Source organism: Methylobacillus sp. MM3 (genome assembly GCF_001645185.1).
In the GTDB taxonomy this organism is placed as follows: Bacteria; Pseudomonadota; Gammaproteobacteria; order Burkholderiales; family Methylophilaceae; genus MM2.
Genome location: NZ_LXTQ01000020.1, coordinates 87,016 through 109,309 on the forward strand (window position 1 = coordinate 87,016; position 22,294 = coordinate 109,309).

Below are 22,294 nucleotides of genomic sequence, written 5' to 3' on the forward strand. Positions count from 1 at the left end.
AAGTAATGCAGTTATCCACATCAGAAATCAGTGAACTGATTAAGAGCCGGCTGGAGAATTTCTCCACCAGCGCCGAAGCGCGTACCCAAGGTACCGTGATTTCGGTGACGGACGGCATCGTTCGCATCCACGGGCTGTCCAACGTGATGGCCGGCGAAATGATCGAATTCCCGGGCAACACTTTCGGTCTCGCGCTGAACCTGGAGCGCGATTCCGTCGGCGCCGTGGTTCTGGGCGAATATGAACATATTTCCGAAGGCGACACCTGCAAGTGCACCGGCCGCATTCTGGAAGTGCCGGTTGGTCCCGAGCTGATCGGTCGCGTCGTGAACGCGCTGGGTCAGCCGATCGACGGCAAGGGTCCGATCAACGCCAAGATGACCGACAAGGTCGAAAAGGTCGCTCCGGGCGTTATTGCCCGTAAGTCCGTTTCGCAACCGGTTCAAACCGGCCTGAAGTCCATTGACTCCATGGTTCCGGTCGGCCGCGGCCAGCGCGAACTGATCATCGGCGACCGTCAGACCGGCAAGACTGCCGTCGCTGTCGACGCGATCATCAATCAAAAGGGTCAGAACATGACCTGTATCTACGTTGCGATCGGCCAAAAGGCCTCCACCATCGCCAACGTGGTACGCAAGCTGGAAGAGCATGGCGCGATGGAATACACCATTGTCGTAGCTGCCGCCGCTTCCGACTCTGCCGCTCTGCAATTCCTGGCGCCTTACGCCGGTTGCACCATGGGCGAATACTTCCGCGACCGCGGTCAGGACGCGCTGATCGTTTATGACGATCTGACCAAGCAAGCCTGGGCATATCGTCAGATCTCCCTGCTGCTGCGCCGTCCGCCGGGCCGCGAAGCTTACCCGGGCGACGTGTTCTACATCCACTCCCGTCTGCTGGAGCGTGCTGCTCGCGTCAACGAAGAGTATGTCGAGAAGTTCACCAACGGCGAAGTCAAGGGCAAGACCGGTTCGCTGACCGCCCTGCCGGTGATCGAAACTGCCGCCGGCGACGTGTCCGCATTCGTGCCGACCAACGTGATTTCCATTACCGACGGCCAGATCTTCCTGGAAACCGACCTGTTCAACGCCGGTATCCGTCCTGCGATCAACGCCGGTATTTCGGTGTCCCGCGTCGGCGGTGCCGCACAGACCAAGGTCATCAAGAAGCTGGGCGGCGGTGTGCGTCTGGCACTGGCCCAGTATCGTGAACTGGCGGCGTTCGCGCAGTTCGCTTCCGATCTCGACGAAACCACTCGCAAGCAGCTGGAACGCGGCCGCATGGTGACCGAGCTGATGAAGCAAACGCAGTACGCGCCGCTGAGCACTTCTGAAATGGCCCTCACGCTGCTGGCCGCCAACCAGGGTTACCTGGATGACGTGCCTGTTGCCAAGGCGCTGTCCTTCGAATCTGCCCTGCACTCCTTCGTGAAGTCCAAGTACAAGGATCTGATGGACAAGATTGAAGCTACCAAGGATCTTGGCGGCGACGATCAGAAGGCGCTGGAAGCCGCAATTCAGGATTTCAAGGCAACCAACGCTTACTAAGGCGGAGACCAAAATGGCTGGCAGCAAGGAAATTCGGACCAAGATCAAGAGCGTTGAAAATACGCGCAAGATCACCAAGGCCATGGAAATGGTGGCCGCATCCAAGATGCGCAAGGCGCAGGAGCGGATGCGGCACGCTCGCCCCTATGCGGAAAAAATTCGCAATGTGGCTGCTCACCTTTCCCATGCGCACTCGGAGTACAAGCATCCATTCATCGTCAAGCGCGATCAGGTCGCCAATGTCGGCCTGATCGTCGTGACATCGGACAAAGGCTTGTGCGGCGGCCTCAACACAAACGTGTTGCGTATGGCGATCAATCAGATGAAGTCCTGGGAAAGCGAAAAGCGTGGCGTAGCCGTCACCGCTATTGGCAACAAGGGCCTGGGCTTTATGGGCCGTGTCGGTGCCAACGTCAAGTCGCACGTCATCAGCCTGGGCGATGCGCCCCACATGGAAAAGCTGATCGGCCCGATCAAGGTGATGCTGGATGCGTATATCGCCGGCGAAATCGACCAGTTGCATATCTGCTATACCCGTTTCATCAACACGATGAAGCAGGAGCCCGTCATCGAGCAGCTGTTGCCGGTCACCGGCGAGCAGCTCGGCAGTGCGACCGGCTACTGGGACTACATCTACGAGCCGGAAGCACCTGAAGTCATCAATGAATTGATGGTGCGCTACATCGAATCGCTGGTGTTCCATGCGGTTGCTGAAAACATGGCGTCCGAGCAGAGCGCGCGCATGGTGGCGATGAAGTCCGCGTCCGACAACGCGAAGAACGTCATCGGTGAGCTCAAGTTGGTCTACAACAAGGCCCGCCAGGCTGCGATCACCAAGGAAATTTCTGAAATCGTCGGCGGCGCTGCCGCAGTGTAACGCGAGGCGGATTAACGATTGGGCGAGACTAATATTCGAGTTCGAATGTTATGGCGAGACCAAATCTTTAAGAGCCGCAGTGTAACGAATCAATAGATTGGGGAACTCAAGATGAGTCAAGGTAAAGTTGTTCAATGTATCGGCGCCGTGGTTGACGTCGAATTCCCGCGTGACCAAATGCCCAAGGTGTATGACGCCTTGATTCTGGACGAAGAAGGTTCTACCGCAGAAGCCGGTCTGACCCTGGAAGTTCAGCAGCAGCTGGGCGATGGCGTGGTGCGTACCATTGCCATGGGCTCCAGCGATGGCTTGAGCCGCGGCATGAAATTCAAGGCGACGGGTTCGCAGATCACCGTTCCCGTCGGTCATGGCACACTGGGCCGCATCATGGATGTGTTGGGCCGTCCTATCGACGAAGCCGGTCCGATCGAATGCGACGAGCGTCGCTCGATTCACCAGAAAGCTCCGACCTTTGAAGAGCTTTCCCCTTCCGTTGACCTGTTGGAAACCGGCATCAAGGTGATTGACCTGGTCTGCCCGTTTGCCAAGGGCGGCAAGGTCGGCCTGTTCGGCGGCGCCGGTGTGGGCAAGACCGTGAACATGCTGGAACTGATCAACAACATCGCCAAGCAGCATAGCGGTCTGTCGGTATTTGCCGGTGTGGGCGAACGTACCCGCGAAGGCAACGACTTCTATCATGAAATGGCAGAAGCCGGCGTTATCAACCTGGAGAACATGTCCGAGTCCAAGGTGGCGATGGTGTTCGGCCAGATGAACGAACCGCCGGGCAACCGTCTGCGCGTGGCATTGTCCGGCCTGACCATGGCCGAGAAGTTCCGCGATGAAGGCCGCGACATCCTGTTCTTCGTCGACAACATCTACCGTTACACCCTGGCCGGTACCGAAGTGTCTGCGCTGCTGGGTCGTATGCCTTCCGCCGTGGGTTACCAGCCCACACTGGCCGACGAAATGGGTCGCCTGCAAGAGCGTATTACATCCACCAAGGTCGGTTCGATCACTTCCATCCAGGCCGTTTACGTCCCTGCGGATGACTTGACCGACCCGTCCCCGGCCACGACCTTCCAGCATTTGGACTCCACCGTCGTGTTGTCGCGCGATATCGCCGCGCTGGGTATCTACCCTGCTGTCGACCCGCTGGACTCCAGCTCCCGCCAGCTCGACCCGCTGGTCGTGGGCGAAGAGCACTACAACGTGGCACGTTCGGTGCAGGCAACTCTGCAGCGCTACAAGGAACTGCGCGACATTATCGCGATTCTGGGCATGGATGAACTGTCGCCGGAAGACAAGCTGGCTGTGGGCCGTGCCCGTAAGATCCAGCGCTTCCTGTCACAGCCGTTCCACGTCGCTGAGGTGTTTACCGGTTCTCCGGGCAAGTACGTTTCGCTCAAGGACACCATCAAGGGCTTCAAGGCGATCGTCAACGGCGAGTACGACCATCTGCCGGAACAGGCTTTCTACATGGTTGGCAGCATCGAAGAAGCTGTCGAGAAGGCCAAAACCCTTTAATCACCAGGCTGAGCGAACATGGCAATGACTATCCATCTCGATGTGGTAAGCGCCGAAGAATCCATCTTTTCCGGATTGGCAGAGTTCGTTGCCGCTCCGGCCGCGATGGGCGAAGTAGGTATCTACCCGCATCACGCCCCGATGATCACCAAGATCAAGCCGGGCGCGGTACGCGTCAAGGTGCCGAATCAGGAAGAGGAAACGCTGATTTTCGTTTCCGGCGGTTTGCTTGAGGTACAACCGGGCGTGATCACGGTGCTGGCAGATACCGCCATCCGTGGTCAAGACCTGGATGAAGCGAGTGCGCTCGAAGCGAAACGCCTGGCTGAAGAAGCGATGCGCGATAAAAGCTCCGAGATCGACTATGCCAAGGCGCAAGCCGAATTGGCGGAGGCCGTTGCCCAGCTGCGCGCGATTCAGAAGCTGCGCAAAGGCGTGCATTAACCATCATCGCAGCAAGCTCAAAGGCAGCCGGAAGGCTGCCTTTTTGCTTTATACTTATGCCCAATATGTCGTCAGTTCGAAGCAATCTCAATGTTGTGATCCTTGCCGCAGGCAAGGGCACGCGCATGCATTCCGACCTGCCCAAGGTCCTTCATCAGGTTGCCGGTCGCGCCCTGCTTTCGCATGTGATTACCTGTGCCGAAAAGCTGGAGCCGGAAAACATTGTGGCCGTCTATGGTTTTGGCGGACGCAAGGTGCCGGAAGCCATCGCCCGCGACGATATCCTGTGGGCGGAACAGGCGGAACAACTGGGTACAGGCCATGCCGTGCAGCAGGCCATGCCCCTGCTCGGTGACAAAGGCATCACGCTGGTATTGCTGGGTGATGTCCCACTCCTGCGGGCCGAGACCTGCCGTATGTTGATACGCAATGCGGAACAGCATCTCGCGCTGCTGACCGTGGAAAAGGACATTCCTACGGGTTACGGACGCATAGTGCGCAGTTTCGACGGTCGCGTACAGGCTATCGTGGAAGAAAAGGATGCCGACGCCGAACAGCGCCGCATCAAGGAAGTGAATAGCGGCATCATGGCGATGCCCACAGTCCTGCTGAAGCAGTGGCTGGGAAGGCTGCGCAACGAGAATAACCAGAAGGAATATTACCTGACGGATGTGATCGCCATGGCCGTAGAGGATGGCGTGGGCGTGGTCACCGAACGCGCCCAGGATGAATGGGAAGTCATCGGCGTCAATTCGAAGGCTGATCTGGCAGGTGTCGAACGGATCTACCAGAAAAACGAAGCCCAGCGATTGATGCACGCGGGCGTAACTCTGCGCGATCCAGAGCGCATAGACGTTCGCGGCAGGCTCAAGACTGGTCGCGATGTGGAAATCGACATCGGCTGCGTGTTTGAAGGCAATGTGGAGCTCGGTGACAAGGTCAGCATCGGCCCTTATTGCGTCATCAAGGATGCGACCATCGCCGAAGGCAGTGTCATTGCACCGTATACGCATATCGATGAGGCAACGGTAGGCAGGGATTCGCGCATCGGTCCTTATGCCCGTTTACGGCCAGGCACCGAACTGGTCGCGGAGGCGCACATCGGCAACTTTGTCGAGATCAAGAACAGCCGCGTGGATCATGGTAGCAAGATCAATCACTTGAGTTACGTGGGCGATAGCCAGGTAGGCAAGCACGTCAATATCGGCGCCGGGACGATTACCTGCAATTACGATGGCGCAAACAAGCATCGCACCATCATCGGCGATCATGCATTTATAGGCTCGGACACGCAGCTGGTGGCACCGGTGACGGTAGAAGCCGGCGCCACCATAGGCGCGGGTTCGACAATTACGCGCGATGCGCCGGAAAATTCGCTGACGCTGTCGCGCAGCAAACAAATCACCATTCAGGGCTGGAAACGGCCGGTCAAAACAAAGAAATAACACTATGTGCGGAATCGTAGGCGCAGTTGCTCAACGCAATGTCGTTCCCATCCTGATCGAAGGTCTGAGCCGTCTGGAGTATCGCGGCTACGATTCGGCAGGTATCGCCATATTGGATGGTGAAATCAGGCGCGTGCGCGCTGTCGGACGCGTAGCGGAAATGCAGCAGAAAGCCGGCGCCGTCAATCTCAACGGTCACGTCGGCATCGGCCACACCCGCTGGGCGACCCATGGCGGCGTGACCGAGTCTAATGCGCATCCGCATGTTTCCTGCGGCGAAATCGCGGTGGTGCATAACGGCATCATTGAAAACCACGAAGCGCAACGTCAAAAGCTCAAGGGCCTGGGTTACGTGTTTGAATCGCAAACTGATACCGAAGTCATTGCCCACCTGATTCATCATTACTTCAAGCAAGGCAACGACCTGTTCACGGCAACCCGCAAGGCAGCGGCCGAGCTGGTTGGAGCATATGCCATCGCCGTAGTGGCGCTCAACGAGCCGGAAATCATGGTATGTGCTCGTCAGGGTTGCCCATTGCTGATCGGTCTGGGCGAAGGCGAGAACTTCGTCGCATCGGATGTTTCCGCGATTCTTTCCGTAACCCGCCGCGTGATCTATATGGAAGACGGCGATGTAGCAGAACTGCGCCAGTCAGGCATCAAGTTGGTGGATGGCCAAGGCAAACCGGCCGAACGCAAAGTGCATCTGAGCGAAGTATCGCTCGCATCGATGGAGCTGGGCCCTTACACCCACTTCATGCAGAAGGAAATCCACGAGCAGCCGCGCGCCTTGACCGACACCCTCGAGGCCGTCATCGATGAAGGGCGCTTCAGTACTCAGCTGTTCGGCAAGGATGCCGCCGAGGTTTTCGCGCAAGCGGACAGCATCCTGATCCTGGCCGCCGGCACGAGTTATTACGCAGGGCTGACAGCCAAATACTGGCTGGAGAGCATCGCGCGCATTCCCACGACCGTCGAGATTGCCAGCGAATACCGCTACCGCGAATCGGTACCCAATCCGCGCCAGTTGATCATCACCATTTCCCAGTCCGGCGAAACGCTGGACACGATGGAAGCATTAAAGCATGCCAAAGCACTCGGTCAGGAGTTGACCCTGGCGATCTGCAACGTGCATGAAAGCGCGATTCCACGTGCATCCAAACTGGTGTTCTATACCCGGGCCGGTGCTGAAATCGGCGTAGCTTCCACCAAGGCTTTTACCACGCAGCTGATCGCATTGTTCATCCTGGCCGCGACGCTGGCGAAGACACGCGGCCTGCTCACGGCGGAAGAAGAGCAGAAACATCTGGAAGCGATGCGCTATCTGCCCTCCAGTGTGCAGCATGCGCTCAACCTGGAACCGCAAATACGCGAATGGGCCAAGGCCTTCGCAAGCAAGCAGCATGCTTTGTTCCTGGGGCGTGGCATACACTACCCCATCGCGCTGGAAGGTGCGCTCAAGCTCAAGGAAATCTCCTACATCCATGCCGAGGCCTACCCTGCCGGTGAACTGAAGCATGGACCGCTGGCACTGGTCGACCGCGACATGCCGGTGGTCGTGATCGCGCCCAACGACGCGCTGCTGGAAAAGGTCAAATCCAACATGCAGGAAGTCAGCGCGCGCGGCGGTGAACTGTTCGTATTCGCCGATCTCGATAGCCATTTCACCGCCAGCGAAGGCGTGCACGTCATCCGTACGCCGCGCAACGTTGGGGTACTCTCCCCTATCCTTCATTCGATCCCGGTGCAGCTTCTGGCCTATCACGCTGCCTTGTTGAGAGGGACCGACGTAGACAAGCCGCGCAACCTGGCAAAATCTGTCACGGTCGAATAAGGAGAGCAAGAATGTCGGTCGTCGCGGTCTTCAACCAGAAAGGTGGGGTCGGCAAGACCACGACGACGCTCAATCTGATCGCCGCACTGGCCAAGCGGGGCAAATTCCCGCTCGGCATCGACCTCGATCCCCAGGCGCACCTGACCATCGCCAGCGGCGTGCGCAATCTTGCCAGCGCAGAAACCATTTACGCTTTCTACAGCGAGCAAAAGCCTCTATCTCACCTCATGCGCGAGCTGCCTACCGGTGCGCACCTGATTCCAGCGCACATGGAGCTCTTCAAGATTGATTCGCTCTATGGCCGTAACCCCAACATCACCAGCGCCTTGAAAAACGGCCTCACGCAGGAATTGCTGCCCGACGAGGCGATACCCGTGCTGATCGACTGTTCGCCAATGCTGGGTGTGCTGTCCCTGAATGCCGTGTTTGCCTCGCAGCGCCTGCTGATCCCGGTCTCGGCGGATTATCTTTCGCTGCAAGGCGTGAATCGTCTGGATGCCGCACTCAAGGTGCTGGAAAAGCCGCTGGGCAAGCGCATCGAGCGGCGCATCATCATTACGCGTTTCGATTCCCGGCGCCGATTGTCTTACGAGATTTTCGACAGGCTGCGCGAGCACTACGGTAATGATCTATGCGAGACGCGCATTTCGGAGACGGTGAGTCTTGCGGAGAGCCCGGTGCACGGCAAGGATGTGTTTGCGTTCGCGCCCCATGGGCAAGGGGCGAAGGATTACAACGCATTGGCGGAGGAGTTGATCGGGATCGGGTTTTTCGAGCCGCCGAAGTAACCCATCTGTCATTCAGGCACCCGAATCCAGGGGTCTAGCTCCTTCTGCGCTGCGGGAGAAGGCTTACAGCCAATCCCAATCCGTCCGCGCTTTATGCGGCGCGTTCTTCATCGCCCAATCCCAAACCCAAGCCGGTAACAGTTTCATGAAGCGCCCTACCAGCGCCATCTGCCAAGGCAAAATCACGTAGCGGCGTTTCTGGTCGATGACATGGGCCATTTTTGCGGCAGCGATATCGGCGTCCAGCATGAACGGCATGGGATAGGTGTTGACGTCGGTCATCGGGGTTTTGATATAACCGGGGCATATCGTGGTGACGCTGACGCCGCTTTTCACCATTTCTACCCGCAAGCTTTCGAGATAGCTGATGGCAGCGGCCTTGGAGGCGGAATAGGCGCTTGCGCCGGGGAGTCCGCGCAAGCCGGCGACGCTGGCGATTCCTGCCAGATGGCCTCGACCAGAGCGGCACATGGGTTCGATGAAAGGGTGGAAGGTGTGCACCATGCCCAATACGTTGATATCCATCACGGCGCGGAAGGCGGCCAGGTCTTCGGCGTATTGGGTGAGCGTGCCGCGGCTGACGCCGGCATTGGCGATAACGATGTCCGGGGTGCCATAGCGCTGCATGAAGTCTTCAGCGGCGCCGCGCATGGCGTCGGCGTCGCGCACGTCAACGGTGTAGATGGCGCATTCGGTGTTCAGGCTGGTTTGCAGTTCAGCCAGCAGCTCGCCACGCCGGGCGACCAGGCCCAGCGTGGCGCCTTGTGTAGCATAGTACCGGGCCAGGGCGGTGCCGATGCCGCTGGAGGCGCCGGTAATAAAAACCCGCCGGGCGGCGGGTTTGGAAAGTGTGGATTGGCTGGGCATTAGCGCTTGCCGGTTTTTTCGGCACGGGCTTTTGCAATCAACTCATCGGCGACTTTAAGCAATTCCTCAATGCCGCCCGCCATGCTGATGGAGGAAATGTACTTGCCGTCGACGATCAAGGCCGGTACGCCGGTGGCGCCGGACGCACGGAAGATCTGCATGGCACGCATGTTCTTGGTGTTGACCGAGAAGGAGTTGTAGGCGTCGCTGACCTTCTTGCGATCCATGCCGGACTGCTTGGTGATCCAGTCGATCATCGCCGCTTCGTCGTTGGGCTTCACGATTCTCTGCTTGTGAATGGCCTCAAAGAACGGTGCATGGAGCTTATCCAGCACTCCCAGGGCCTCCATCGCATAATAAGCTTTGGCGCCGGGTGCCCAGTCAGGACGCGGAATGCCGGGCACGCGCTTGAAAGTCACATCCTGCGGCAGCTTTTTCACCCACACGGCCAGGCGCGGTTCGAGCTGGTAGCAATGCGGACAGCCGTACCAGAAGAGCTCGGTGACTTCAATCTTGGCCGGATTGTCGGTGGGGATGACTTGCTGCGTTTGCTGGTATTCGAAGCCGGCCTGCGGCTCGGCGATAGCCACGCTGGAAACCAGCATCAACAGGGCGGTGAGAAGCGATTTCATAGGTTTTCCTTTATTGGTCGGGAACGTTGCTGTGAATCTTGATCAGGTCGGCGTTGAAGCCGTTTTTGGTCAGCTCGGCGCGCGCTTTGCCGATCTGGTCGAGATCGGAATACGGGCCGACGCGGACGCGGTGCCACACGCCTTTATCCGGCACGTTGGCGGTTTGCACGATGGCTTCCAGGCCTAGCAGCGCGAGCTTGGCCTTGATGTTATCGGCTTCCTCTTCGGTCTGGAATGCGCCGACTTGCAGGAAGTAATTCTCGATGGCCGGCGGCTGGTTTTGCTGTGCTTCCTTGCTTTGCTGGATTTCCTGTTCCGTCACCTGGCTTTCGCCCGGCAGGATTTTGTAGAAATCGAAGCGATTGGCGTCGGGTTTGGCCTCGGTATTTTCAGCGGGCACCGCCGATTCTGCCGAATTCATTTCCTTGGCGGTTTCAGCTGCGGGAGCCGGCTCCGCCGAGGTTTCGTGATCGACAAAGGGGCTCTTGCCGCCGGTGACCATGATCGCCACGGCAACGGAAATGCCGATGCCGAGGATGATGCCGACCATGATGCCGGTAAGGAAGGCGTTGTTCTTGCCGGCGGGCTTTTGCCTGGAGGCGGCAGGTTTATAGTCGCGAGTCATAATTGCTTACATTTTCTCCGGAGCATTCACTCCGAGCAGTTGCAGGCCGCTTTGCAATACAAAGCGGGTGGCAAACACCAGTGCCAGACGGGCATGTTTCACGGCCTCATCTTCTACCAGGAATTGCTGGGCATTGTAGTAGCTGTGCAGGTCGCCGGCCAAATCCTTGAGGTAGTAGGCAATGATGTGCGGAGCGAGTTCCTGCGCGGCTGTTTCCACGGTTTTCGGATACTCGGCCAGGCGTTGCAGCAGCGCCAGTTCGTGCGTGGTTGTTAATGGCGCGAGAGCGGTATCGGGCAATATCGAGGTATCGCCGCCCCACTGCTCGAGCACGCTGCAAATACGCGCATGGGCGTACTGGATGTAGTACACCGGGTTGTCGTTGGTATGCGCGCGTGCCAGATCGATGTCGAAAATCAGCTGCGAATCGGCGCGGCGGGCCGCGAGGAAATAACGTGTGGCATCGCGGCCGACTTCGTCGATCAGGTCGCGCAGTGTCACATAGCTGCCGGCGCGCTTGGAGAGCTTGACCTCTTCGCCGCCGCGCATCACCGTCACCATCTGGTGCAGCACGTAATCCGGCCAGGCTTGCGGGATGCCGATGTCCAGCGCCTGCAAGCCGGCACGCACGCGGGTAATGGTGCTGTGGTGATCCGCGCCCTGCTCGTTGATCACGCGGGTAAAACCGCGCTGCCATTTGTCGACATGATAGGCCACGTCCGGCACGAAATAGGTATAGCCGCCTTCGCGCTTGCGCATCACGCGGTCCTTGTCGTCGCCGAACTTGGTGGTGCGCAGCCAGAGTGCGTCGTCCTGCTCGTAGGTATGGCCGCTGGCGATCAATTGCTGCACGGTCTTTTCAACCTTGCCTTCGGTGTACAGTGCGGATTCCAGCGAATACACATCGAAATGCACATCGAACGCGCGCAAGTCCAGATCCTGTTCACGGCGCAGATAGGCCACGGCGAATTCGCGGATGGCGGCGGTATTGTCCGGGTCGCCCGCGCCAATGACATGCTTGTCCTCTGCGTCGATTTTTTCCTTTGCCATGTAGGCATTGGCGACATCCACGATGTAGTCGCCGCGATAACCGTCTTCCGGCCAGGCCGGATCGTCCGGGGTCAGGCCCTTGCAGCGGCATTGCACGGACAGCGTCAGGTTGTCGATCTGTGCGCCGGCGTCGTTGTAATAGAATTCGCGGGTGACATCCCAGCCGGTTGCATCCAGCAGGCGGCACAGGCAATCGCCCACCGCCGCGCCGCGGCCGTGACCGACATGCAGCGGACCGGTCGGGTTGGCAGAGACGAACTCCACTTGCACCTTGCGCTTCTGGCCGTGACTATGTCGGCCGAAATCGTTACCTTTGCTCAGGATGTCGCGCACCACCGCGTGCTTGGCGGCGGGGCTGAGGAAGAAATTGATGAAGCCCGCACCGGCGATTTCCGTCTTCGCCACATAGTGCGATGCCGGCAGTGCATTGATCAGGCTTTCGGCGATGGCGCGCGGATTCTGCTTGAGCGGACGGGCCAGCATCATCGCCAGGTTGGTGGCGAAATCGCCGTGCTCGGCGGATTTCGGGCGTTCCAGAACAATGGCGAGATCAGCCTGTTCCGGGGCTACGGCTTTTGCCGCCTGGGTCAGTAATTCGGTAAGATGTGCTTTCAAAGCGATTCTTGGAATAGAAAAAATCGTTATTTTAACGGGTTCCAACGTTGCCTGCATTGCTATAACGGGCATACACCTCATTCCGATGACACCATGATCAGAACCCATCTCAACAATACTCGCGTGATGCGTTGCTACAAAAAAAAATTGTATGCAAGGCGCAATCCACAGCGAATGGTTGTTCCATTCGCAAGGTTTGCAACGCCGCAGACATGTTTTTTTGCAGCAACCCGAAGGGCTGACGTGCCTTGGGCGCATCGCTGTGTTGCTCGCGACTCGTTTGGAGTAACCAAACAGCGCCGCTCACGCCTGGCGCTGCATCCCAAGACACGCCAGCGCACACGCGAGTATTGTTGAGATGGGTTCTATTCTCCGCGTCGCACTCGACGTGCCGCTTGCCACCCTGTTCGATTATCTCGACGGCGTCAGCACCGTGCAGCCCGGCCAGCGCGTGCTTGTGCCTTTCGGGCGCAGACGCGTGATCGGCATCGTCATCACTCGCGCTGCCACCTCGGAATTCCCGATCACGAAACTCAAGCCGATTGCCTACGCTTACGAGGATGAAGCGCCGTTGCCGCAAGCCACGCTGAAACTGCTGGCGTTTTGCGCGGATTATTACCAGTATCCGTTCGGCCAGGCTTTGCTTGCCGCCCTGCCATCCCGCTTGCGCGAGGCGCAACCGGCCAGCCTGCCGCGCCGCATGGGCTACGCCCTCACCTCTGCCGCCACAGAAGCTGGCATGGATGCCATACCCTCGCGTGCCGTGTTGCAGCGCAAGATTTACCAAGCACTAAAAGAGTCTGGTCCGCTGGGTGCTGAAAACCTGGTGGCGATTGCTTCTGGCTGGCGCGCCGCCATGCGGCAGATGCAGGACAAAGGGTGGGTGAGCGAAGTCGAAATCGAAAAGCCGGCAATGCTGGCTGTCGAGCCCAAGGCGGCGCCCGCGTTGAATCCCGATCAGCAGCTGGCGGTCGATTCCATTCTTGCTGCCGGCCCAGGGTTTCGCGTATGGCTGTTGCATGGGATAACCGGCAGCGGCAAGACCGAGGTTTATATGCAGCTGCTGCAGGCGATGCTTGCGGATCCGGCAGCGCAAGCCTTGGTGCTGGTACCGGAAATCAACCTGACACCGCAACTGGAGGCGCGTTTCCGCGCGCGCTTTCCGAATCATCCTATCGTCATGCTGCACAGCCAGATGAATGAGAGTGAGCGCTTGCATGGCTGGCTGCGCGCGCAAAACGGTGAAGCACGCATCGTGATCGGCACGCGGTTGTCGGGGTTCACGCCGATGGCACGCCCTGCGGTGATCATTGTCGATGAAGAACACGATTCTTCCTACAAGCAGCAGGATGCGATGCGTTATTCGGCGCGGGACGTGGCGATCATGCGTGCCAAGATGGCCGACGTGCCCATCGTGCTCGGTTCGGCCACGCCGTCGCTCGAAACCTGGCACAACGCCCAGGCTGGACGATACAAGCTGCTGACGCTGACGGCGCGCGCGGTGGAGAGCGCAGCATTGCCCCGCGTCCGCTGCATCGATACCCGTATCCAGCGGCCACAGGATGGAATTTCGGCACCATTGATTGCGGCAATGCGCCAACGTCTGGAGCGTGGCGAGCAAAGTCTGCTGTTCATCAATCGCCGCGGTTATTCGCCGGTGCTGCTGTGCAGCGCCTGCGCCTGGGTCGCGCCATGCACGCGTTGTTCCAGCCGGCTGGTGGTGCATCTTCGCGAAAGAAAGTTGCGTTGCCATCACTGCGGGCACGAGCAACGCCCGCCTCTCCAATGCCCGAGCTGCGGCAACCCTGACCTGCACCCTACCGGGCACGGCACGCAGCGGCTGGAAGAAGTATTGGCGGGCATTTTCCCCGAAGCCCGCATCCTGCGCGTGGACCGCGACAGCATGCGGCGTAAGCACGCGATCAAGGACATGACCGCGCAGGTGCATGCCAACGAGGTGGATATCCTGGTCGGCACGCAGATGCTGGCCAAGGGGCACGATTTTCCGAATCTCACGCTGGTCGGTGTAGTGGATACCGACAGTGCCCTGTTCAGTCCGGATTTTCGTGCGGCAGAACGCCTGTTTGCCCAGCTACTGCAAGTTGCCGGTCGGGCCGGTCGGGCAGACAAGCCGGGCGAAGTGCTGATCCAGACCAATTTCCCCGATCACGTGCTGTTCCATGCGCTGCAAAAGCAGGATTACCCCGAGTTCGCCGTTTCCCTGCTGGAAGAACGCAAGCTCGCGCATTTCCCGCCCTATTGCTTCGAGGCGCTGCTGCGCGCCGAGGCGACGCACTTTGGGCCGGTGCAGGATTTTCTGGAACGCGCGGTCAGGGTGGCGCGGACCATTGAAGGCAAGGTAACCGTTTACGATCCGGTGCGCCCGCAGATGGAACGCCTCAAGGGCATGGAGCGTGCGCAGCTATTGATACAGGCCGACTCGCGCCAGGTCTTGCAGCAATTCCTGCAAGCCTGGGTGGCGGAACTCAGAGCCTTGCCGCAGGGCGGCAAGGTCAGGTGGTCGGTGGATGTCGATCCGCTGGAGTTTTAAGAGCCTATTTCAGCGGTATTCATCCCCCGCGCCGGCTGACTGCGGGATGCAGTGGAAGGCGCGGGCTGCGCAGTGTAGTCATTCTACACAAGCAGGCCGTAACGTGGCAATGCGCCCGCAGTCAGCCGGCCCTGCGGGTTGAGTCCGGGCCCGGCGTCTGCGGCGTTGCGCCGCTTGCCAAGAGAATGACCATTGGCTGCGCGCCGCGTCTTGCATCCATCCAGGCCCGGACTCAACGCGGGGGATGAATACCGCTGAAATAGACTCTAAGCAGCGTGATACTGCCGGCTGAGATTGTGGACGGCATCAATCATGCATCCGGCATTCTCCGGCGGCGTGAATTGCGTGATGCCGTGGCCGAGATTGAACACATGGCCATGGCCTGCGCCGTAGCTCGCCAGAATATTGGCGACCTCGCGTTCGATGGCCTGCGGATTGGAGAGCAGGATGGCCGGGTCGAAGTTGCCTTGCAAGGCAACCTTGTCGCCGACGCGCTTGCGGGCTTCGCCGATATCGATGGTCCAGTCCAGGCCCAGTGCATCGGCGCCGATGGCGGCCATGCTTTCCAGCCATAATCCGCCGCCCTTGGTGAAGACGATGCGCGGCACGACGCGGCCTTCGCGATCACGAATCAGGCCGGAGACAATGCGTTCCATGTAGGCCAGCGAAAATTCCCTGTAAGCCGCATGCGATAGCGCGCCGCCCCAGGAATCGAAAATCATCACGGCCTGTGCGCCGGCTTCGATTTGCGCATTGAGATAGCTGGTGACGGACTGTGCGGTGATGTTGAGGATGTGGTGCAGCAAGTCGGGCCGTTCGTAGGCCATTTTCTTGATGATCAGGAAATCCGTGCCGCCCTGGCCTTCGACCATGTAGGTCGCCAGCGTCCAGGGGCTGCCGGAAAAGCCGATCAAGGGCACCGAGCCGGCCAGAGCCTTGCGGATGCTGGCGACGGCATCGATCACATAGCCGAGATGCTCCGCCGGATCAGGCACGATCAGATTGCGGATTTCCCACTCGTTGCGTAATGGACGTTCGAACTTCGGGCCCTCGCCTTCCGCGAAATACAAGCCGAGGCCCATCGCATCCGGCACCGTCAGAATGTCGGAAAAGAGAATCGCCGCATCGAGCGGAAAGCGCGCCAGCGGCTGCAGGGTGACTTCTGTCGCGAAATCCGGGCTTTTGCACAGGCCGAGGAAACTGCCGGCGCGTTTGCGCGTTTCGTTGTATTCCGGCAGATAGCGGCCCGCCTGACGCATCATCCAGACGGGAGTGTATTCGGTGGGCTGGCGCATCAACGCGCGCAGGAAGGTATCGTTTTTCAAATGCGTCATGTCATTCACTCAATGAAAAACGCCAAGGGCGCCGGGAGGACTGAAGCAGTTCCTGGCGCTCTTGGCGTCTTGGCGGTTCATTATTATTAACGTGGCAGGTCCGATTTGCCCATCAGGAATGCATCGACTTCACGTGCACACTGACGGCCTTCGCGTATGGCCCAGACGACCAGCGATTGGCCGCGGCGCACGTCGCCGGCGGCGAACACCTTGGGTACCGAGGTGGCATAAGAGCCTTCGCCATCGGTCGTCGCCTTGGCGTTGTTGCGGGCATCCTTCTCCACGCCGAATGCATCCAGCAACTTTTGCACCGGGCTGACGAAACCCATCGCCAGCAGAACCAGATCGGCCTTCATTTCGAATTCCGAATCGGGGATTTCCTGCATCTTGCCGTCTTTCCATTCCACGCGGGCGGCGATCAGCTTCTTCACCTGGCCGTTTTCGCCTTCGAAGCGCTTGGTCACCACCGCCCAGTCACGATCGCAGCCTTCTTCGTGCGAGCTGGAAGTGCGCAGCTTGATCGGCCAGTTGGGCCAGGTCAGCTCGCGGTTTTCCTGCGCCGGCGGCTGCGGCATGATTTCGAATTGTGCGATCGATGCGGCGCCGTGACGATTAGAGGTACCGACGCAGTCGGAGCCGGTATCGCCGCCGCCGATCACGACCACATGCTTGCCGGTGGCCTTGATCTGGTTGGGGACAGTATCGCCTGCGTTGACCTTGTTCTGCTGGGTCAGGAAATCCATCGCGAAATGGATACCGGAAAGCTCCCGGCCCGGCACCGGCAAGTCGCGCGGCAGTTCGGCGCCGGCAGCCAGCACAACGGCGTCGAATTCCTGGAGGAGATCTTCCGCCTTCACGTTTTCGCCGACGTGCTGGTTGACGCGGAATTGCACGCCTTCAGCCGCCATTTGTGCCATGCGGCGGTCGATCTGCCACTTCTCGAACTTGAAGTCGGGAATACCGTAGCGCATCAGACCGCCGATGCGGTCGTTCTTTTCCAGCAGCACCACGTCGTGGCCGGCGCGCGCCAGTTGTTGCGCGGCGGCCATGCCGGCCGGGCCGGAGCCGATCACGGCGACTTTCTTGCCGGTCTTCACCTCCGGCATGCGCGGCTTGACCCAGTCGTTTTCCCAGGCCTTGTCGATGATCGCATGCTCGATGGACTTGATGCCCACCGGGTCGTCATTGATGTTCAGCGTGCACGCGGCCTCGCAAGGCGCCGGGCAGATACGGCCGGTAAAATCCGGGAAGTTGTTGGTGGAGTCCAGCACTTCGAAGGCACGCTGCCAATCCTGCTTGTAAACAAGGTCGTTCCAGTCGGGAATGATGTTGTTGACCGGGCAGCCGCTCATGCAGAACGGAATGCCGCAATCCATGCAGCGTGCGCCTTGCACCTTGGCTTGTTCATCGGACAGATGGAGCACGAACTCCTTGTAGTTGTGTACGCGTTCCTGAACCGGCAGGTTGGCTTCCGACAGCCGCTCGAATTCAAGGAAACCGGTAATCTTACCCATTAAGCGGCCTCCAGCAGTTTCTGTTCTGCGAGCTCGATCAGCGCCCGCTTGTATTCATTCGGCATGACCTTGACGAACATGTCGCGGAAATCATCCCAATTCGCGAGGATGGTGATCGCGCGCGCGCTGCCGGTGTAGGCCGCGTGCTTTTCGATCAGGTTCTTCAGCGTGATTTCGTCCGGTTGGTCGAGATGGTGCACTGCGCCTTCCGGCATGTTGTCGACATGGTGAACCATCTCCAGCGACACCATGTTCATGTTGCAGCGCTTGTGGAACAGGCCGTCTTCGTCCAGCACGTAGGCAACGCCGCCCGACATGCCGGCGGCGAAGTTGAGGCCGGTTTGACCCAGTACGACGACGGTGCCGCCGGTCATGTATTCGCAGCCGTGGTTGCCCACACCTTCGACGACAGCCGAGGCGCCCGAATTGCGTACGCAGAAGCGCTCGCCGGCGACGCCGTTGAAATAGCTTTCGCCGCTGGTCGCACCGTACATCACGGTATTGCCGACGATGATGTTATCCGACGGCGTGCCGCGGAAGGCCTTGGGCGGCTTGATGACGATGCGTCCGCCGCACAGGCCCTTGCCCACGTAGTCGTTGCCTTCGCCGGTCAGCTCGAAAGTGATGCCCTTGGTCAGGAACGCAGCGAAACTCTGGCCGGCAGTGCCGGAGAGTTTCACGGTGATGGTGTCATCCGGAAGGCCGACCGCGCCGTAACGAGTGGCGACCTGATTCGATAGCATGGTGCCGGCGGTACGGTTGATGTTGGTGATAGGCGTTTCGATGACGACTTTCTCGCCATTTTCCAATGCCGTTTTGGCCTTGGCGATCAGCGTGTTGTCTAGCGCTTTCGCAAGGCCGTGATCCTGCTCTTCGGAATGGCTGCGCGCCACGTCGGCGCCCACCCTGGGCTGGTAGAAAATGCGGCTGAAATCGAGTCCGGAAGCCTTCCAGTGGTCGATGCCGGCCTTCATGTCCAGCAGATCGGCACGGCCGATCAGGTCGCTGAACTTGCGGATACCCATTTGCGCCATGTATTCGCGCACTTCTTCGGCGACGAAGAAGAAATAGTTCACCACATGCTCAGGCTGGCCGGTGAATTTCTTGCGCAATACGGGATCCTGGGTCGCCACGCCCACCGGGCAGGTGTTCAGGTGACACTTGCGCATCATGATGCAGCCTTCGACGACCAGCGGAGCGGTAGCGAAACCGAATTCATCGGCGCCCAGCAGTGCGCCGATCAGCACATCGCGGCCGGTCTTCATCTGGCCGTCCACTTGCACGGCGACACGGCCGCGCAACTGATTCAGCACCAGCGTCTGCTGGGTTTCGGCCAGGCCGATTTCCCACGGGCTGCCGGCGTGCTTGATCGAGGAGATCGGCGATGCACCGGTGCCGCCGTCGAAACCGGCGATCACGATATGGTCGGACTTGGCCTTGGCTACGCCCGCCGCCACGGTGCCGACGCCGGTTTCCGACACCAGCTTGGTGGAAATCGAGGCGCGCGGGTTGGCGTTTTTCAGGTCGTGAATCAGTTGCGCTAGGTCTTCGATGGAATAGATGTCATGGTGCGGCGGCGGGGAAATCAGGCCCACGCCCGGCACCGAGAAGCGCAGCTTGGCGATGTACTCGGATACCTTGCCACCTGGCAATTGACCGCCCTCGCCCGGCTTCGCGCCTTGTGCCATCTTGATCTGGATCTGGTCGGCACTCGCCAGGTATTCGGCGGTGACGCCGAAACGGCCGGAGGCGACCTGTTTGATCTTGGAACGCATGGAGTCGCCGGCTTGCAGCGGAATGTTGCTCTCGACACGACTCTTGCCGATCAGGTCGGCGAGCGTAGTGTCCTCCGTCACCGGCTGGAAGCGTACCGGATCTTCGCCACCCTCGCCGGTGTTGGATTTGCCGCCGATGCGGTTCATCGCGATCGCGAGCACGGTGTGCGCTTCAGTCGAGATCGAGCCGAGCGACATCGCACCGGTGGCGAAACGCTTGACGATTGCCGAAGCCGGTTCGACTTCTTCCAGCGGCACCGGAGCTCCCGCCGGCTTGATCTCGAACAGGCCGCGCAACGTCAGGTGGCGCCTGCTCTGGTCGTTGATCAGCTTGGCGTATTCCTTGTAGGTGTCGTACTTGTTGGTGCGTGTCGCATTCTGCAGCTTGGCGATGGAGTCCGGCGTCCACATGTGATCTTCACCGCGAACACGGAAGGCGTATTCGCCGCCGGCGTCCAGCGCGTTGGAGAGCACCGGGTCATCACCGAAGGCGGCGTTGTGCATGCGCAGCGCTTCTTCCGCGACTTGCTCCAGACCGATACCTTCGACATTGCTGGAAGTGCCGGGGAAGTATCTTTCGACAAAGGCAGTGTTCAGGCCCACGGCATCGAAAATCTGCGCGCCGCAATAGGACTGGTAGGTGGAAATGCCCATCTTGGACATGACCTTGTACAGGCCCTTGCCCACGGCTTTCACGAAATTCTTGTGTGCGGCCTTGGTGTCCGGCAGACCCAGGTTGGCGATGGTTTCGAACGCCAGCCACGGACAGACCGCTTCTGCGCCATAGCCGCCCAGCAGCGCGAAATGGTGCACTTCGCGTGCGGAGCCGGTGTCGACGACCAGGCCGGTATTGGTACGCAAACCGGCCTTGACCAGATGATGATGTACGGCGGTGGTCGCCAGCAGGGCCGGGATCGCAATGCGGTCGGCGCTGACGTTGCGGTCGGACAGTATCAGTACGTTGTAGCCATCATGGACAGACTTCTCGGCCGCCTTGCATAGCGCTTCGATGGCTTCGCCCATGCTCTTGTGGCCGGCAGTGGCCGGATAGGTGATATCTGCTACCAGGGAGCGATAGCGGTTTTGCGTCAGCTCGGCGATGTTTTTCAGCTGAGCCAGTTCATCCAGCGTCAGCACCGGCTGGCTGGCTTCCAGGCGCAGCGGCGGATTGGTCTCGTCGATGCCGAGCAGATTGGGCTTGGGGCCGATGAAAGTAACCAGCGACATGACGATTTCTTCGCGGATCGGGTCGATCGGCGGATTGGTCACCTGAGCGAACAGCTGCTTGAAATAGGTATACAGCGGCTTGGACTTGCTGGACAGCACCGGCAACGCGCTGTCAGTGCCCATGGAGCCGGTGGCCTCTTCGCCGTTGGTCGCCATGGGTTGCAGAATGAACTTGAGGTCTTCCTGCGAGTAACCGAATGCTTGTTGAACGTCGAGCAGATCGGCCTTCATTTCCAGCTTGTACTCTGCCTTGGGCAGGTCGCCGAGGAAGTAGCGGGATTTCTCGATCCACTCGCGGTACGGCTTGGCTTGCGCCAGTTGATGCTTCACTTCCTCGTCGTCGATGATGCGGCCTTGTTCCATGTCGATCAGGAACATCTTGCCCGGTTGCAGGCGCCACTTCTTGACGATCTTTTCTTCCGGAAAGGTCAGCACGCCCATTTCGGACGCCATCATGACATAGTCGTCGTCGGTGACCAGATAACGTGCCGGACGCAGGCCGTTGCGGTCCAGCGTCGCGCCGATCATACGGCCGTCGGTGAAAGCCACGGCCGCGGGGCCGTCCCACGGTTCCATCAGCGCGGCGTGATATTCGTAGAACGCACGGCGATCTTCATCCATTAGTGCAGTGCTCGACCATGCTTCCGGGATCAGCATCATCATCGCATGCGGCAGCGAATAGCCGCCGGCGATCAGCAGCTCCAGTGCGTTGTCGAAGCAGGCGGAGTCGGACTGGCCTTCGGAAATCAGCGGCCACAGCTTTTCCAGATCCTCGCCCAATACGGCGGACTTCATCGCTTCGTGACGAGCCGCCATCCAGTTGATATTGCCGCGCACGGTGTTGATTTCGCCGTTGTGCGCGATCATGCGGAACGGATGCGCCAGATCCCAGGCCGGGAAAGTGTTGGTAGAGAAACGTTGGTGCACCAGCACCAGCGCCGACACCATATCCGGGTCTAGCAGATCCTTGTAATAGGTACCGACTTCTTCGGCCAGCAGCATGCCCTTGTAGACGATGGTACGGCTGGAGAGGGACGGAATGTAGAACTGTTCGCTGTCTTCCAGCTTCAAAGCGCGAACGGCATGTTCGACGCGTTTGCGGATCACGAAAAGTTTGCGCTCGAAAGTATTCTGATCGGTGGCGTTGCTGCCGATGAACACCTGGCGCATGACTGGTTCGATGTCGCGGGCAGCGGCCGCGATGTTGCTGTTGTCGCGCGGTACGTCGCGCCAGCCCAGGCAAGTCTGACCTTCTTCGAAGATGATGCGCGCGATGATCGACTCGCAGGCTTCGCGGCCATTGCGCGATTGCGGCAGGAAGATCATGCCGACGGCATATTGCCCTTCAGCCGGCAAAGTAATGTCGAGCCTGGTCGCCTCCTTGCGCATGAAAGCGTCGGGCAGCTGAATCAGCATGCCGGCGCCGTCGCCCAGCTTGGGATCGTAACCCGTCGCACCGCGATGGGTCAGGTTGCGCAGGATCGTGAGACCCTTCTCGACGATATCGTGGCTCTTCCGTCCTTTGATATGTGCTACAAAACCGACCCCGCAAGCATCCTTTTCGTTTGCCGGATCGTATAAACCTTGTTTAGCTGGCATGACCGCTGCCCCTGTTATTCCCTCGCCACCTGTTCGACAAACC

General features: G+C 59.5%; 15 protein-coding genes. 8 read left to right on the top strand and 7 right to left on the bottom strand.

All coding sequences use genetic code 11. The features are described from left to right. Window positions 1–5 precede the first annotated feature (5 nt). The 7 genes from atpA to A7976_RS07260 all read left to right on the top strand — a co-directional run bounded on the left by atpA (window position 6) and on the right by A7976_RS07260 (window position 8,462). Window positions 6–1,547, top strand: a complete 1,542-nt coding sequence (gene atpA, locus A7976_RS07230) for a F0F1 ATP synthase subunit alpha (RefSeq protein ID WP_067109428.1) — start codon at window positions 6–8, stop codon at window positions 1,545–1,547. A 13-nt stretch (window positions 1,548–1,560) separates the two neighbouring features. Beyond that, window positions 1,561–2,424 (top strand): F0F1 ATP synthase subunit gamma, encoded by an 864-nt coding sequence (gene atpG / locus A7976_RS07235; protein WP_067109431.1) that lies wholly within the window; start codon window positions 1,561–1,563, stop codon window positions 2,422–2,424. Window positions 2,425–2,535: 111 nt separating this feature from the next. Continuing rightward, the gene (gene atpD, locus A7976_RS07240) at window positions 2,536–3,951 is read left to right on the top strand and encodes a F0F1 ATP synthase subunit beta (protein ID WP_067109434.1); all 1,416 of its coding nucleotides are present in this window, start codon (window positions 2,536–2,538) and stop codon (window positions 3,949–3,951) included. A gap of 18 nt (window positions 3,952–3,969) precedes the next feature. After that, on the top strand, window positions 3,970–4,395 hold the full coding sequence (locus A7976_RS07245) for a F0F1 ATP synthase subunit epsilon (protein WP_067109437.1): 426 nt from the start codon (window positions 3,970–3,972) through the stop codon (window positions 4,393–4,395). Between the two features lie 65 nt (window positions 4,396–4,460). Further along, window positions 4,461–5,840, top strand: a complete 1,380-nt coding sequence (gene glmU, locus A7976_RS07250; protein ID WP_067110202.1) for a bifunctional UDP-N-acetylglucosamine diphosphorylase/glucosamine-1-phosphate N-acetyltransferase GlmU — start codon at window positions 4,461–4,463, stop codon at window positions 5,838–5,840. 4 nt (window positions 5,841–5,844) lie between these two features. Then, window positions 5,845–7,674: a glutamine--fructose-6-phosphate transaminase (isomerizing) gene (gene glmS, locus A7976_RS07255; RefSeq protein ID WP_067109440.1), complete on the top strand. Its 1,830-nt coding sequence runs from the start codon at window positions 5,845–5,847 to the stop codon at window positions 7,672–7,674. A gap of 11 nt (window positions 7,675–7,685) precedes the next feature. Beyond that, window positions 7,686–8,462, top strand: a complete 777-nt coding sequence (locus A7976_RS07260) for a ParA family protein (protein WP_067109443.1) — start codon at window positions 7,686–7,688, stop codon at window positions 8,460–8,462. A 63-nt stretch (window positions 8,463–8,525) separates the two neighbouring features. Here A7976_RS07260 and A7976_RS07265 read toward each other — a convergent pair whose 3' ends face one another. Genes A7976_RS07265 through argS form a run of 4 tightly spaced genes read right to left on the bottom strand, consistent with a single transcriptional unit; the run spans window position 8,526 to window position 12,251 of the window. Beyond that, a complete protein-coding gene (locus A7976_RS07265; RefSeq protein ID WP_205633476.1) occupies window positions 8,526–9,329 on the bottom strand; it encodes an SDR family oxidoreductase in 804 nt (267 codons plus the stop codon). Further along, complete coding sequence (locus tag A7976_RS07270) at window positions 9,329–9,961, bottom strand: thiol:disulfide interchange protein DsbA/DsbL (protein WP_067109446.1); 633 nt, start codon at window positions 9,959–9,961, stop codon at window positions 9,329–9,331. Before A7976_RS07270 ends, A7976_RS07265 begins: the two co-directional genes overlap by 1 nt. Window positions 9,962–9,971: 10 nt before the next feature. After that, window positions 9,972–10,586, bottom strand: a complete 615-nt coding sequence (locus A7976_RS07275) for an SPOR domain-containing protein (RefSeq protein WP_067109448.1) — start codon at window positions 10,584–10,586, stop codon at window positions 9,972–9,974. Between the two features lie 6 nt (window positions 10,587–10,592). Continuing rightward, window positions 10,593–12,251 carry an arginine--tRNA ligase gene (argS, locus tag A7976_RS07280; protein ID WP_067109451.1) on the bottom strand — a complete coding sequence of 553 codons (1,659 nt, stop codon included), beginning with the start codon at window positions 12,249–12,251 and terminating at the stop codon, window positions 10,593–10,595. Between the two features lie 358 nt (window positions 12,252–12,609). On the opposite strand from argS, the gene A7976_RS07285 reads away from it, so the two are divergent. Next, on the top strand, window positions 12,610–14,802 hold the full coding sequence (locus A7976_RS07285; protein ID WP_067109454.1) for a primosomal protein N': 2,193 nt from the start codon (window positions 12,610–12,612) through the stop codon (window positions 14,800–14,802). 266 nt (window positions 14,803–15,068) lie between these two features. Here the strand turns inward: A7976_RS07285 and hemE are convergent, their stop codons facing one another. The 3 genes from hemE to gltB all read right to left on the bottom strand — a co-directional run bounded on the left by hemE (window position 15,069) and on the right by gltB (window position 22,251). Next, on the bottom strand, window positions 15,069–16,136 hold the full coding sequence (hemE, locus tag A7976_RS07290; RefSeq protein WP_067109457.1) for a uroporphyrinogen decarboxylase: 1,068 nt from the start codon (window positions 16,134–16,136) through the stop codon (window positions 15,069–15,071). Between the two features lie 86 nt (window positions 16,137–16,222). Continuing rightward, a complete protein-coding gene (locus tag A7976_RS07295) occupies window positions 16,223–17,650 on the bottom strand; it encodes a glutamate synthase subunit beta (protein WP_067109460.1) in 1,428 nt (475 codons plus the stop codon). Continuing rightward, window positions 17,650–22,251, bottom strand: a complete 4,602-nt coding sequence (gltB, locus tag A7976_RS07300) for a glutamate synthase large subunit (protein ID WP_082878035.1) — start codon at window positions 22,249–22,251, stop codon at window positions 17,650–17,652. The genes A7976_RS07295 and gltB overlap by 1 nt, the downstream gene beginning before the upstream one ends. Between the last annotated feature and the right edge of the window lie 43 nt (window positions 22,252–22,294).